This window comes from Pontibacter sp. CAU 1760, from assembly GCF_054482735.1.
In genome coordinates, this window is the sequence record NZ_JBTLRL010000013.1 from 85,968 (window position 1) to 100,195 (window position 14,228).

The window sequence follows — 14,228 nt, forward strand, 5'->3', positions numbered from 1 at the left end:
GCATCCTGTACTTCAGTGTTATTAGATTATTAATTTTGCAAGGCCTGAGGCATTTGCTCTCATACATGGGAGCCAATTGTGTAAAATATTTGCTTTATAGGCCTCAGGGATGGTTTTAAATACTTTTACCCATACATTAATTAAAAGCTGCCGCGGGTACATGGCTACAGGAGAAAGCGGCGTTTGGAAGGTAAACTTTTCTTGTGCTTCCAAGTTTTGATTCTGTATTGATATGATAAAGTGTTAATTTTCTAGTTGCATTTCCCTGCCTTCGCTGTTATTTTGCGGCACACTGCTTTCAGAATATTTGTCAGCATGGAGGGGAGGGGTGATGCTTAGGGAATTGGGTTTTCTCCCGTTGCAGCTTATTTGATTTACAGTTGTTGGCCACCTGATAGAGAGGCGCAGCACACCCCAAATTATACGATTCATGAGAGAGAAGGTAGCTAACGTTAACATAGCCATCAATAAGAATTACGATTCGGAATTTTGCGGAAGCATTCCGTTACACCTGGTAAACCTGATTCAGCCGCACGGGGTATTGTTGGTGTTGGAAAAGGAGAACCTGCAGATCGTGCAGGCCAGTGCCAACGCTAAAGACTTCCTTTCGCTTGCCGTGGAAGAACTGCAGGATATGCCATTGGCCAGCTACTTGCCTGAAGGACAGTTCGAAGACCTCAAAAGCAAGATCGAACTTCAAGCGAGCTATGAGAAAATCCCTTTCATCCTGACGTGGATGCACCAGGGGCATCACAAAAACTTCATTGCCCTGATCCACCCCAAGGAAGAATACGTGCTGGTGGAACTGGAGGAAAATGTCTCCAATGCAGCGGAACCCTCCTTTATCGGGCTGTACCAGCAGATCAAGTTCATCACCTCGCTGCTAAAGCAAGGCAACACCATAGCGGAAATGGCATACATTGCGGCCATCGAAATCAAGAAGCTCACCCGCTTTGACAGAGTGCTGGTATACCAGTTCGACCCACAATGGAACGGCATCGTGATCGCGCAAGCCAAAGAGGCGGATATGGAAGACTACATGGATCTGCGGTTTCCGGCCTCTGATGTACCGAAGCAGGCGCGCGACCTGTACTTTAGAAACCCATACCGCCTGATTCCATCGAGGGTATACGAGCCTGTGCGGCTCATACCCGTTGTCAATCCCCTGACTCATAAATTCACAGACTTGGCTGACTGCAACCTGCGCAGTGTGGCAAGTGTGCACCTGGAATACCTGGCCAACCTGGGGATCATGGCCTCTATGTCGTTGCCCATCATCATCGATAATAAACTGTGGGGATTGATTTCCTGCCACCATAAGGAAGCATTTAACCCGAGTTACGAGATGCGCTCCGCGTTGGAGTTGCTGTCCGGGATCCTGTCGGCCCAACTGAGTGGCAAAGAAAAGCAGGACACTATTCGACTGCGGTCGCAATTGCGCGGGATGCATGCGCAGCTGCTCGACCAGTTGTATAACAGCCAGAATTTTGCAGAAGGTTTGCTGCAGGGCACTAAGCAGCACCTGCTGGAACTGCTGTCGTTGTCGGGCGCGGCGATCTTCTATGATGGAAGATCCTGGGTGAGTGGTGTAACACCGAGCAAACAGGAACTGAAAGAATTGCTTGGCTGGCTGCGGCGAAACAATACCGATGCCTTGCTGGCGACAGATTTCCTGCCGCTGTTATACACCCAGGCAAAGGACTACAAGGATATAGCCAGTGGGCTGATTGTTTTGCCTATCAACGCAGAGCAAGGGGAGTATATCCTGGGTTTCCGGCCAGAGGTCCTGCAAACGGTGAAGTGGGGAGGCAATCCCAACCAAGCGATTCAAATGGAACCGAACGGAAAGCAATACCACCCGCGCAACTCGTTTGCCTCCTACAAAGAAACTGTGAAGTATACCGCCTTGCCGTGGCAGCCCGAAGAGCTGGAGGCTGCCGAGTTGTTGCGAAGCGCCGTGCTGGAGAAAATAGTGAAGGAAAAGTATTGATTTGATGCCCTTGCAAGGGTTTAGTTATCGAAGTATTTCATGAGTGAAGATATAAAAGGATCATCGACGAAAAAGAAACCATCCCCGCTGTCTGACCATTATTTGGTGGCCATTGGGGCCTCAGCGGGTGGTTTAGAGGCTATTCACCTGCTTTTCGATCATTTTCCGAACAACTCCAGTTTTTCCTTTGTCATTATCCAGCATTTGTCGCCAGACCACAAAAGCCTGATGGCCGAGTTGCTGGCCAAACACACCCGCATGCAGGTGCAGGAGGCAGAAGACAAGATGTTTACGAAGCCGAACTGTGTGTATGTGCTGCCCAGCGGCAAACAGCTGACCTTAGAACATGGGCGGCTTCGGCTGGCGGATAAAGAGCGTACCCGTAACCCTAATTTCGCCATCGATTTGTTTTTCGAGTCCATGGCAAAGGATAGGGGCCAGTATGCCATCGGCGTGATTTTATCCGGAACCGGCACAGACGGTACCAAAGGGGCAAAAGCCATTAAGAAAGCCAAGGGCATGGTGGTGGTGCAGGACCCCGACACTGCTAAGTTTGATGGCATGCCGCGCAGTGCCATCCATGCCGGAAACATGGATTATGTGTTGCCACCTGAGCAAATGCCCGAGGAGATCATAAAATACACCCAGAAAGTTCCGCTTATCCGAGCAATGATAGAAAAGATGGGAGAAGAAAGCGAGGAAAAGGTGCTCGACGAGATCCTGGCCTTGATTTGCACGCATACCCAAACAGACTTTAGCAACTACAAAAAAGCTACGATCGGCCGCCGTATCCGCAAGCGCATGGCCCATCTGAACTTGGATACGCTAAAGGAATACCTGGTGTATTTACAAAGGGAACATGCTGAGATAAAGTTGCTCTGCCAGGAGTTTTTTATCAACGTGACTCAGTTTTTCCGCGATCCGGAGGCATTTGAAATCCTGTCTTCAGATGTTATCCCGGCCATACTGCAACGTAAAGAGCAGAACGCAGCTGTAAAGGTATGGATTAGTGCCTGCAGCACCGGCGAGGAAGCTTATTCGCTGGCTATCCTGTTTTGTGAGGCTTACCAAAAACTGGGTCGCAAGGTGAATGTAAAGCTATTTGCCACCGACATAGACCAACGCGCCATCACGCAGGCTTCGAAAGGCGTTTACCCGGCCAGCATAGAGGCAGACGTCTCGGAGGAGCGCCTGAACAAGTACTTCTATAGAAATGGCACCCAATACGTGGTTCGGGAGGAAGTACGCAGGCTGGTGGTATTTGCCCAGCACGATCTGCAAAAGGATCCGCCTTTCAGCCAGGTCGACCTGATCACGTGCCGTAACATGCTGATTTATCTCAACTCGGAGCTGCAGAACAAGGTGCTTTCGTTGTTTCCGTACGCCCTGAACCTGAACGGTTACCTGCTTTTAGGGCCGAGTGAGCATATCGGGGATATGGCACCCTACTTCTCGGAAGAAAACCGAAAGTGGAAGCTGTTCCGCAAAGTGAAGGAGAGCCAGGGTATAAAACGCTACAGCTCCTCCAATTATTCGCCTGCAATCCCCACACAAAGCTATCAGGCTGTTGCAGCCACTTATACCCAAAATACCGCCCAGGTGCAATACACCAACGCATTCATGGATGCCGTGTCCGACGATTTCAAGGTGACGGGTTTCTATGTAGACGAAAATTACCAGTTGCTGCACGGCATCGGCGACATGAACCGCTTCCTGAAATTCCCAGACAAACGGCTACACTTTAACTTACTGAAAATGGTGCCGGAAGCACTAGCCGTGACACTGAGTGTAGGGGTGCGAAAGGCCTTGAAGGACAATGAGCGAACCACTAGCCAGGTAGGAGTGAAGCTGGGTGATGAGCGGCAGCTGGTGCATGTTTCCATCAAGCCGATCACAAATGATGCCTCCCAGGGCAGAACAATATTGATATTACTGCAGGAGATGGGCCCGGAGAAACCCACTCCAGGAGCACTGCCGCTGCCATCGGTGACGGATTCAGACTATTTCCAGCAGATGACCTCCATGGAAATGGAGCTGAAAAGCACCCGCGAGAGCCTGCACCTGACCGTGCAGGATCTAAGCACCGCCAACGAGGAGCTGCAGTCGAGCAACGAAGAGCTGATGTCAGCGAACGAGGAACTGCAAAGCTCAAACGAGGAAATGCAGTCGCTGAACGAAGAGTTGCATACCGTTAACTCCGAACACCAACTGAAGATACGCGAACTGGAGGAATTAAACGAGGACCTGGATAACTACTTCAGGAGCTCCAACATTGGGCAGTTATTCATCGATCACCAACTGATCATCCGGAAGTTCACCCCCACGATCAAGGACCTCATCAACATCATCGACAGTGACATCGGCCGCCCGGTGCATCACCTGTCGCACAACCTGAAATACGATTCGCTGCTGGAGGATATCCGGAAGGTGAACAACAGCTCGCAGGAGATTGAGAAGGAGCTTGAAACACAGACCGGCCATTGCTACCTGATGCGCATCATACCCTATCTGAAACGGGATGGCAACAAAGACGGCATTGTGCTGTCGTTTGTGAACGTGACGGCCACCAAGACGCTAAGCAACGTGGTGCAAGGGGTGTTGAACAGCTCTCTGAGCAGCATTATGGCTTTAAAGGCTGTGCGGGACGAGGAAGGCGAGGTGACGGATTTCACCTGGAGCCTTTTAAACCACCAGGCAGAGGATTTGCTGGGCAAAACGAATGCGCAGCTGACGGGCGTCGGGGTGCAGAAGGAGATGGGCTTCCTGCGGACCAGTGGCCTCTTTAAGAAATTTGTGCACGTGATGCAAACTGGAGAGCCCTTGCACATAGAGCAGCAGCTGCCTTTGAAAAATCAGCGCACCTGGTATGAGATTGTAGCCGTGAAGATGGGAGACGGGCTGACTGTGACCATGGCCGATATCTCAGAGAAAAAGCACGGCGAGGAGAAAACACAGCTAGCTTACGAAGAATTGAAGAAGGCAGAGGAAAAGCTGCTGCAACTGAACGATGAGCTGGAGCGCCGGGTATCGCTGCGCACCGAGGCGCTAGCCACCAGCGAAGAACGCTTCCGCCTGGTGTCTATGGCCACCAACGATGTGGTATGGGACTGGAACCTGGTAAACGATGTGATGTGGTGGAGTGGGAGCCTCTCGGACATTCTGGGGTATAACGCCTCAGACATGCCTGCCGGTGCGAAAGGCTGGTTTGACTTACTGCACCCAGATGACCGTGACCGGACAGTGCAAGGCATCAACAACGCCATTAACAATGGTAAAGAACAATGGTCCGGCGATTATCGGATAGCCAAAGCCGATGGTAGCTATGCCTATGTGTCGAATCGTGCCTATATTATGCACAACGAGTATGGTATGCCTTACCGCGTTATTGGCTCTTTTATAGATCTCTCGGACTTGCGGGCTACCCAGGAGAAACTGCAGAGCACCAATGAGCACCTGCTTCGGGTAAATGCCGACCTGGACACCTTTGTTTATACCGCCTCGCACGATTTAAAAGCCCCTGTCGCTAATATTGAGGGACTTCTGCTGCTTTTAGAGGACCAAATTGAATCCGCTGGTCCTTTGCCGGGCATGCCAACGGAGCCTGTGTTCGAGATGGTGAAAGGAGCCATTAGCCGTTTCAAGAACGTTATTAAAGACCTGACCGATATTGCCAAAGTACAGCGCGACTTAGACAATGCACCGGAACCTGTGGAACTGCAGCGTGTAGTAGACAGCGTGATTTTGAATATACAGGAACACATCTCCGCTGCCAATGCCCAAATCCATACGGACTTTGAGGAGGCCAAACTGGTTAATTTCTCGCAGAAGAACCTTTACAGTATTCTGTACAACCTGTTGATGAATGCCATTAACTACCGGTCTCCGGAGCGGCGAGCCGAGATAGAGGTGAAAACTAAAATGGAAGATGATGCCGTGGTGCTGATGGTGCGGGACAACGGCCTTGGCATGAGCAAAGACAACCTCAGCAAGATCTTTACCCTCTTCAAGCGTTTCCACGCACACGTAGACGGTACAGGGATGGGCTTATACATTGTGAAGCGCATGATCAACAATGCCGGTGGCACCATTGAGGTGGAAAGCGAAGAAGACAAGGGCACGACGTTTTATGTACGCTTTAAACCAGAAAGCCAGTATGATGTCGCTGTTACCGAAGCTACGGATTCCTCCGCGCAGGCTGATTTAGCGTAGGTTCTATTGAGTAAGCGAACAAGGCCGCCTCTTCCATACCCGGTAGAGGCGGCCTTGTTTATAAGCGTGTGTTCGATTGAAGTATATTTTACCAGGGATTATCCAGTTCATCCGCAGCGTCTTGCTGTGTATCCCCAAAGCCGGTGCGGGGATCATACGGTGTGCCTCTTCCCTCCAGATGATTGTTCAGGTCCAGGTGCAGTTTAATTCGGTCTAGCATTATAAATTCTTCCCACAACAGTTGGTCCTTCGCTGACAGTCGGTGTACGATGTCTTCCAGTTGCAGGCTTTTGCCGGTTGCTGCGGCTTCCGCTAAATATGGGTCCTTGGCGAGGAGGCGTTTGATTTGCTGTCGGAAATGCGCATTCAGCAACTTATACTTTTCCTCGTCCCAGTCGTTTTGGTGTAGTGCCATGTGCCTCAAAGTAGCAGATACAAAAAAAAGGAAGGCCTCACGATGGAGAACCTTCCTTATATTCTGAAATTTTCATTTCAACTTTTAGCCGAGTTCATTTACGGCGAAAGGGGATTTATGGTTTTAATTCCATCAAAAATATTTTCATTTTTTTTAAGTAATCACTTTATGTCTTCTTCCAAAGTGCTTTTAAGCCTTTTTACTATTTTCATTGATAGGGTGATCTTTATACATACCGTATGTAGACCTTAAACAGGGGGCTTTCCAAGTGGCTCCATACATCCTGCACTCCTGATATGCGTACAGCCTAGAGAAACCATTCAGGATAATGACTTATGAAGAAGCTCTTTCCCACTTTAATAGCGTTTCTGTTCGTGATTTCTGCCCATGCGCAGAATGCAGTTCCTTCCGCTAAGGTGCAGATCAAACAGGCTGAACTCGCTGCCCCCGCTGAAAAACGGGTGAATACTAAGATTTACGGATATGCACCGAACGGCAGTATGGTTACGCTACGGGAGGGGAGCAATGAACTGATTTGCCTGGCGGACGATCCCGCTCAAAAAGGCTTGTCGGTGGCTTGTTATCATCAGGATCTGGAGCCCTTTATGGCCAGGGGCAGGGAGTTAAAACAAGCCGGGAAAAGCTCTAAGGAGATTTTCGATATGCGGGAGCAGGAAGTAAAAAGCGGTAAACTGAAGATGCCGGCGCAACCCTCTACGCTTTTTGTGTATTCAGCCGACCAGGAAAATGTGCAAGCCTCGGGAGAAGTGAAAGACGGGTATTTGCGCTATGTGGTCTATATCCCCTATGCCACTTCCGAGAGTACGGGCCTCCCGCTAAAGCCTGAGTCACCCGCCATGCCCTGGATTATGTTTCCGGGTACGCACGGCGCACACATCATGATTAACCCACCGATGCAAAAAGATACTCCCTAAGCAGGACTAGATAAACTAACAGAGGTCCCAAACAGGGCTTTCATTCTGATGGAGTTATTGTAGGTAATGCCCTTGCTCGCCTCTGGCGAGTGTGTTTGTTCTTGTGGCGTCCTGCCACTAGTATGCCAGGCACAGTATTAAAGCGGCCACAGGCCAGGCTATCAACCACATTAGCCAGAGTCGAGCATAATTGAAAGAACGAAACGACTACAGGGTACTCATAGCATCAATCATAATCTAACTTGGCAATTAGCCACACCCCCTATACTTTAAGCTATTTGTTTGATGACGGTGGAGTAAGTGGCTCTGCGAATGGGCTGCAATGTTTTGCCGTTTAGTAACTCGACTTTGCCCTTCGCACGGAGCGCCTCAAATGCTGCCAAATAATTGTCTTTGGTATAAGCGGTATTCAAGCTTTGCTGCTCCCATACCTTTTCAATGGGTTTGAACTTCCATTGCGCAGGTGCTGCTTCAAGCCCCGCTACTAATTGTGAAAGGGTATAGAGGGGCTTCTGCTGAAAGAGTGCCAGCTGGTACTCCGGCCCTTGGTTGGCTACCCACAAAGGGATACCGTCTTTTTGAAAATCAGTGTAAGGCAGCAGTAATTCTTTCCACGCATGGTAGGTGCCTGCATCCGCGGTGCTGTAAAGCAGGTAATGCAGGGGAGTGAACGTTTCCGGGTGGTTGATCTGAAACAAAAGTGTATACCCATGCTGATGACGTAGTGCAGCAAGCAGATGCTGGAGCATATAGGTTTGGCGGCGGTATACATCCGTTTCCCTCTGGCAAAACGCTTTTATGAGCGATAACCGCTCCTGTAACACTTCAGTTAAAGCAGGGCTTATCTTTTTGCCTGCCAGGGCACGGACTAAAGTCTCCGGACGGAGCAACAGTAGCATATCCACCTGTTTCGTGCCAGTTATTGTGCCGAATAGCTGTTTTGTATGGCTGGAACGAAATGGATCTGCAAACACGAAGCCCAAAGCGTTACTAGAAAGTGATTCCTCCAAAGCTCTTTTAGCAGCGGCACTGTTTAGGGTACAGAAAGGGTTTGTTGTTTCCTCTGCTGTTTGTTGCATTTGTGAAGGCTGTGCAACGGCTGTTTTTTCTGTATGTGATGGAGCGTTAAGATATACATCCGCTTTATCCTGCAGGGTAGGGGGGTGCCTTGCAAGCAAGCGATTCCAGCTTGAAACACCAGGAATTTCACTGCTATGCAACATGTCCTCTGTATCGCACTCCAAATCTAAAATACATATTCGCTCTTCTGACCCACTTTTAACGGACAGATCCCTCTGTTTATACCATGCGCCGAAAAACTTCCCTAATAGTTCGTGCTTTATTTCTGCAAAGCTGCGTTGCTGCCTGAAATAAAGATTCGCTACTGCTTCGGACATCGGATGGCTAAATGCTAAGGATTTAAAAAGATATACCTGATTGGCATGCAAAGATGCTGTAAATTTTGTTGTGCTAAAATAATTGGCTTTTCTTTTTGCTAAAAATTGTAGTATATATAATTGATGCCTTAAGTTATTATCATTAAAGTCTGGTTAAAAAAAACCTTTATTCATACATCAAGCTTACGAGTGGCACCTTGTTACAAGATGAACCGTTGTTTGAAATGCTGGTCTATTCCTAAGTTGTTTAAAAAAGTATGAGCCTATAGTCGAATAACAGCCTAGTGTAAGACAGCTTGAAAGTTTTGAATGTCCATCGATAGATGTGGAATAGTAAAGTGCGCTTTTCGATTTAAACGCAAAGCGATTTTAATCATCCAGTTAAAAATTCCCCTCCTCGGAGGTAGGGCCGTTAAGTTCTACCTGATTCTGGCGTGAATCTCCAGATTCGTGTCTTAAAGTGAATGTTGAGTCTCCGACTCAACTGGCCCAGAGGGCCAGAAAATAGTAGGACACGAGCGAGGACGCTCGCGCCATGACTTAATGTAATGTAGAACTTAACGGCCCTACCTCCATGGAGGGGCAGGGGTGGGTTCTTTAGAACATCTTCATGCGCAATATTCAGTTGATAATGGTATTAGTCGAAACTAAGCTTGCAGTGATTGCAAATACAGCATTGGATACAATCCTTGCTAAACGATCTCTAAAATTGTGTCCAATTGCTCACCCTATGTTTAGCAACTAAGCTTTAAAAATCTTACCACTCGGTAAAAGAATTGGATCCAATTTTACGCTACCCTTGCGGGCCAATGATTAACCAGGAAATCACATAACTGAGCAGCACCACACCAAATCCCACCATAAAAATAGTATAAGATATCTTGAGCAGCCGATATTTCCTTGCCAATACTTTACCCTGCATGTAAACGTTATCAATCATGCTGTTATAAAGCAGGTCAGGATCATACATGATGTGCCGCATGTTATCCCGGTATGTGGCTTTAGGCAAGGCAACAAAGTCGCCGAAAAACAGAAAATCCAGTTGCTCTTTCATTTTGCTTTTGCGCCCCACATTCGGCCGCGTAGAGAGTACAGCGAAAATGATAGTCAGGACGCAGACGAGCGTGAGCAGCATGGACGGCACAAGCAGGTGGGGAGCCTCTTCTAACTTCCTGACAAAGGAGGAAATCATGATAGAGGCGATGATGGCGTTGATGGAGATCATCAGATTGGCTTTGCTGTCGGCCATCACGCTCAACTGCAGATGGCTGGCCATGGTCGTCCGGAACAGCGTTTCAATTCCTTTCAGTACTTTCTGTGCCTTTTGCTTTTCCAGTTGGCTGCGCAGTTTTTTATTTTCTTTCCACAGCGCCTCCAGTTCCTCATGCTGTTGCATCAGTTGCTCTTTTTGATCTTTGAGCTGCTTCAGCGCAAGTGCTTTCTCCACATCAAAGGTGCTTTGGGCATACCTCGTAAAAAAGGTATGTTTCTTCAGCATCCCATATTGTTGGTCCAGCCAATCATAGCGAAGCTTTAAGTTGCTTTTAGGCGATACATCCTGCTGTTCCTTTGCCTTTAGAAAAGCTGCATTGACTTCCAGGCTCATCACTGCGTCACAAAGAACCTCTGCTTCCAGGGTATGGGGGTGCTGCGGCAACTGGCAGGTCCTAATGGTGTGGATTATGTACTCAGCCTTCGCAGCCGAAAAATCTTGTTTGGAGAGAAAATCTAAGATGGAGGAAGAACCGGACGCCATGCGTCGATTCACGTGATACAGGTCATACAGCCAGGCAGAGAGCGTCACTCCCTGGAGTTCCTCCTGGGAAAGGTGGGTTGCCTGCGCTATTTCTTCCGTCCGCGCCACCAATAGCTTTGTATGGTCCAGGTTGTGCAATACATGCTGCGCATTGGTTTTGCGTATCAGCTGTGTTTCCACATAGCGCTTTACTTTCTGCAGTATGGCTGTACTTGCTGTTATCATATATGCTGGTTCCATCCCGAGCAAGTTGCGGTAACACTTCTTGCTCCGTAAAAAGTATATATAAGCTTGCGTACGGATTTAGTGGCAGGCATAGGCGTGTAAAATATTAATAATGTGTGCGTTAAGCTATTGGTGCGTTCAGCAGGATATTTTGATAGTTGTAAATATCAAAGAGCGGGTGAACCTTAAACGATTTGGAGAGGTTGGGGATACGAATATTCAAAGGCTTTTACCTGGCGTCGTCTATTTACTGGCCGAAGTTCATTCAAATAGAAATATCTGCTACCTTTGCGGGCTTAAATAGAGATTATGATTTCAGTAGATGCGGTTGCCGTTGAGTTTAATGGCGCGGCCCTTTTTAGCAACGTTTCCTTTAACATCAACGAAAATGACCGGATTGCCCTCATGGGCAAAAACGGCGCGGGTAAATCAACTTTGCTGAAGGTGATCGCGGGCGCAAGTAAGCCGACCCGCGGCAAGATCTCGGCGCCTAAAGATGCGGTGATTGCCTACCTGCCCCAGCACCTCCTCACGGACGATAATTGTACTGTTTTCGAGGAGGCATCCAAGGCTTTTGCCAGTGTGCTGGAGATGAAGGCTCAGATGGAGGACCTGAACAAGCAGCTTGAGACCCGCACCGATTACGATTCGGATGACTACTACAAACTGATCGAACAGGTATCGGAGTTAGGGGAGAAGTACTACTCCATCGAGGAAATCAATTTTGATGCGGAAGTGGAGAAGACGCTGAAAGGGCTGGGCTTTGAGCGGGAGCACTTCACACGCTCCACACAGGAATTCAGTGGCGGCTGGCGCATGCGCATCGAACTGGCGAAGATCCTGCTGCAAAAGCCTGATCTTATCCTGCTGGATGAACCCACTAACCACCTCGACATCGAATCAATCCAATGGCTGGAGGATTTCCTTGTTAACAATGCCAAGGCTGTTATTGTCATCTCGCACGACAAAACCTTTGTGGACAACATCACCAATCGCACCATCGAAGTGACGATGGGCCGCATCTACGACTACAAGGTAAACTACAGCCAGTATCTGCAACTGCGCCAGGAGCGCCGGGAGCAGCAGCAAAAGCAGTTTGATGACCAGCAAAAGGAGATCGCTGAGATCCAGGCGTTCATCGACCGCTTTAAAGGGACTTACTCCAAGACCCTGCAGGTACAGTCGCGGGTGAAGATGCTGGAGAAGATGGAGATCATAGAGGTGGATGAGGTGGATACTTCGGCCCTAAACCTCAAATTTCCGCCTGCGCCGCGGTCTGGTAACTATCCGGTGATTGTAGAGGAACTGACCAAAACATACGGGGACCATACGGTCTTCCAGGATGTTTCGCTGACGATTAACAGAGGCGAGAAGATTGCCTTTGTGGGCAAGAACGGAGAAGGAAAGTCTACGCTGGTGAAGGCCATCATGGGTCAGTTAGATTATGAGGGCAAGTTGCAACTCGGGCATAACTGCATGATCGGATACTTTGCTCAAAACCAGGCATCGCTTTTAGAGGAGGATTTAACCGTATTCCAGACCATCGACGAGATAGCGGTAGGGGAGGCGCGGACGCGGGTAAAGGACCTGCTTGGAGCCTTCATGTTTAGCGGAGATGCGGTGGAGAAGAAGGTGAAGGTGCTGTCGGGCGGTGAGAAAACACGTCTGGCCATGATCAAGCTTTTGCTGCAGCCCGTTAACCTGCTCATCCTGGATGAACCTACTAACCACCTGGACATCAAAACAAAGGATATACTGAAAGACGCGCTGAAGGCTTTCGACGGAACACTGATCCTGGTCTCGCATGACCGTGACTTTTTAGATGGACTATCTACAAAAGTTTTTGAATTTGGGAACAAGCGCATCCGGGAGCACTTCGAAGATATCACTGGTTTCCTGCGGAACAAAAAGTTGGAGAATCTAAGGGAAATCGAACGGAAAGCTGTGTAAAATCAAGTTTTTCAGTTTCGGAACTTTGGCTTGAATAAGATTTTAACTGCTTTAACTTCAAAGATTAAACTTAGGTAAGCAACTAATCACTTTTTTATTTGTTGCAATAGTTCAATTATATGCAGTTAGGTTTCTATCAGTTGATTTTGCTGTTATACTTTTTATGAAGCTCCACTAGATGCACCGATAGTGGGGCTATATGGAGTTTGAAAGGGGTAGTGCGTTATGGGAGGTGATTCTTTAACCTTTTATATATGTGTTTACATATATATTATAGAACTACTTGTGGATAACTATTTAAGAATTGGTACCTATAAAAAGTTAAAATTAGTTTTTACTAATTGATTATATGCTATTTGTGTTTAGCTTTGCAATATCCTAGGAAGCTGTAGCAGGAGTGACAACTATATAATCAGCCTTTTAGAGAAGACTTATTGATGAAAATAATACAGAAATAAATTGCTTAATATGTAGAATTATACTGGTTAAATATATTTTTTTATCTATATAAAATCTGTCTTCGAAGAACAACCCAATTACCTATACGATTACGATACAAATGCGTTACAAACTTTTTGCCATTTTATCTGGTGTTCTACTGCTGAATGCCTGCTCCCCGCGCAACCTGGCTTACTTCAGTGACATGGAAAACCAGGCTACCTATGAGGAGAAAATTGTGAATGCGACGGAGCCGCACATTCAGCCTTATGATTTGCTAAGCATCACGGTTAGTAGCTTAAACCCAGAGGCAAGTGCCTTATTCAATACAGGTGAAGCACGAATGGCTGCTACCAGCATCACAGATTTCAGCACGGTGCGAAATGCATCCTCTAATTTATCACGTGAGGGGTATTTGGTAGATAAAGAGGGTATAATCAGTTTCCCTGTATTAGGCGCAGTACAGTTAGGTGGGTTAACGAAGGCGGAAGCCACAAAATTCCTCACGGCTAAGCTGCGGGATCATCTTAAAGAACCTATCGTTAATGTGCGCTTCCTGAACTATACGATTACCGTGGTAGGGGAGGTGAATCGCCCTGCCACCTTCACCATCCCGGCAGAACGCATTAATATCATTGAAGCATTAGGTATGGCCGGCGACATGACCGCTTTTGGCAAGCGAGAAAATGTGTTGGTGATTCGGGAGGAGAAAGGTGTACGCCAAATGGCGCGATTAAATTTGAACTCAAAAGATTTCCTTAATTCTCCATACTTCTACCTGCAGCAGAACGATGTGGTGTATGTGGAGCCTGACCGCATGAAAGAAGTGCAGGCAAGTGCTAACACCCGAACACTTTCTATCATCGCAGCAGCAGCTTCCATTATATCCGTTTTCGTTGCCAGACTCTTTTAG

At 47.9% G+C, this 14,228-nt stretch carries 9 protein-coding genes; 5 read left to right on the forward strand and 4 right to left on the reverse strand.

What is annotated here, in order from left to right; translation table 11 throughout:
• Positions 1-21: 21 nt before the first annotated feature.
• Complete coding sequence (locus ACXYMU_RS16860; protein ID WP_458987590.1) at positions 22-213, reverse strand: hypothetical protein; 192 nt, start codon at positions 211-213, stop codon at positions 22-24.
• Between the two features lie 217 nt (positions 214-430).
• On the opposite strand from ACXYMU_RS16860, the gene ACXYMU_RS16865 reads away from it, so the two are divergent.
• Together ACXYMU_RS16865 and ACXYMU_RS16870 are read left to right on the forward strand one after the other, a co-directional pair.
• Complete coding sequence (locus ACXYMU_RS16865) at positions 431-1,990, forward strand: GAF domain-containing protein (RefSeq protein WP_458987591.1); 1,560 nt, start codon at positions 431-433, stop codon at positions 1,988-1,990.
• Between the two features lie 39 nt (positions 1,991-2,029).
• Positions 2,030-6,199, forward strand: a complete 4,170-nt coding sequence (locus ACXYMU_RS16870) for a chemotaxis protein CheB (RefSeq protein ID WP_458987592.1) — start codon at positions 2,030-2,032, stop codon at positions 6,197-6,199.
• 88 nt (positions 6,200-6,287) lie between these two features.
• Here ACXYMU_RS16870 and ACXYMU_RS16875 read toward each other — a convergent pair whose 3' ends face one another.
• Positions 6,288-6,614: a hypothetical protein gene (locus ACXYMU_RS16875; protein ID WP_458987593.1), complete on the reverse strand. Its 327-nt coding sequence runs from the start codon at positions 6,612-6,614 to the stop codon at positions 6,288-6,290.
• A gap of 335 nt (positions 6,615-6,949) precedes the next feature.
• Between ACXYMU_RS16875 and ACXYMU_RS16880 the strand changes: the two genes are divergently transcribed.
• On the forward strand, positions 6,950-7,549 hold the full coding sequence (locus tag ACXYMU_RS16880) for a hypothetical protein (RefSeq protein WP_458987594.1): 600 nt from the start codon (positions 6,950-6,952) through the stop codon (positions 7,547-7,549).
• 269 nt (positions 7,550-7,818) lie between these two features.
• Here the strand turns inward: ACXYMU_RS16880 and ACXYMU_RS16885 are convergent, their stop codons facing one another.
• Together ACXYMU_RS16885 and ACXYMU_RS16890 are read right to left on the reverse strand one after the other, a co-directional pair.
• Positions 7,819-8,946, reverse strand: coding sequence for a hypothetical protein (locus ACXYMU_RS16885; RefSeq protein ID WP_458987595.1), 1,128 nt, complete (start codon positions 8,944-8,946; stop codon positions 7,819-7,821).
• Between the two features lie 793 nt (positions 8,947-9,739).
• Positions 9,740-10,927 carry a Pycsar system effector family protein gene (locus tag ACXYMU_RS16890; protein WP_458987596.1) on the reverse strand — a complete coding sequence of 396 codons (1,188 nt, stop codon included), beginning with the start codon at positions 10,925-10,927 and terminating at the stop codon, positions 9,740-9,742.
• Positions 10,928-11,236: 309 nt separating this feature from the next.
• Between ACXYMU_RS16890 and ACXYMU_RS16895 the strand changes: the two genes are divergently transcribed.
• Together ACXYMU_RS16895 and ACXYMU_RS16900 are read left to right on the forward strand one after the other, a co-directional pair.
• Positions 11,237-12,877 (forward strand): ABC-F family ATP-binding cassette domain-containing protein, encoded by a 1,641-nt coding sequence (locus ACXYMU_RS16895; RefSeq protein ID WP_458987597.1) that lies wholly within the window; start codon positions 11,237-11,239, stop codon positions 12,875-12,877.
• Between the two features lie 559 nt (positions 12,878-13,436).
• Positions 13,437-14,228: a polysaccharide biosynthesis/export family protein gene (locus ACXYMU_RS16900; RefSeq protein WP_458987598.1), complete on the forward strand. Its 792-nt coding sequence runs from the start codon at positions 13,437-13,439 to the stop codon at positions 14,226-14,228.

What these genes read in the sequence shown, in the direction of transcription:
- ACXYMU_RS16865 (WP_458987591.1), top strand. Translation starts at nt 431, where the DNA reads ATGAGAGAGAAGGTAGCTAACGTTAACATAGCCATCAATAAGAATTAC.
- ACXYMU_RS16870 (WP_458987592.1), top strand. Translation starts at nt 2,030, where the DNA reads ATGAGTGAAGATATAAAAGGATCATCGACGAAAAAGAAACCATCCCCG.
- ACXYMU_RS16875 (WP_458987593.1), bottom strand. Translation starts at nt 6,614, where the DNA reads ATGGCACTACACCAAAACGACTGGGACGAGGAAAAGTATAAGTTGCTG.
- ACXYMU_RS16880 (WP_458987594.1), top strand. Translation starts at nt 6,950, where the DNA reads ATGAAGAAGCTCTTTCCCACTTTAATAGCGTTTCTGTTCGTGATTTCT.
- ACXYMU_RS16885 (WP_458987595.1), bottom strand. Translation starts at nt 8,946, where the DNA reads ATGTCCGAAGCAGTAGCGAATCTTTATTTCAGGCAGCAACGCAGCTTT.
- ACXYMU_RS16890 (WP_458987596.1), bottom strand. Translation starts at nt 10,927, where the DNA reads ATGATAACAGCAAGTACAGCCATACTGCAGAAAGTAAAGCGCTATGTG.
- ACXYMU_RS16895 (WP_458987597.1), top strand. Translation starts at nt 11,237, where the DNA reads ATGATTTCAGTAGATGCGGTTGCCGTTGAGTTTAATGGCGCGGCCCTT.
- ACXYMU_RS16900 (WP_458987598.1), top strand. Translation starts at nt 13,437, where the DNA reads ATGCGTTACAAACTTTTTGCCATTTTATCTGGTGTTCTACTGCTGAAT.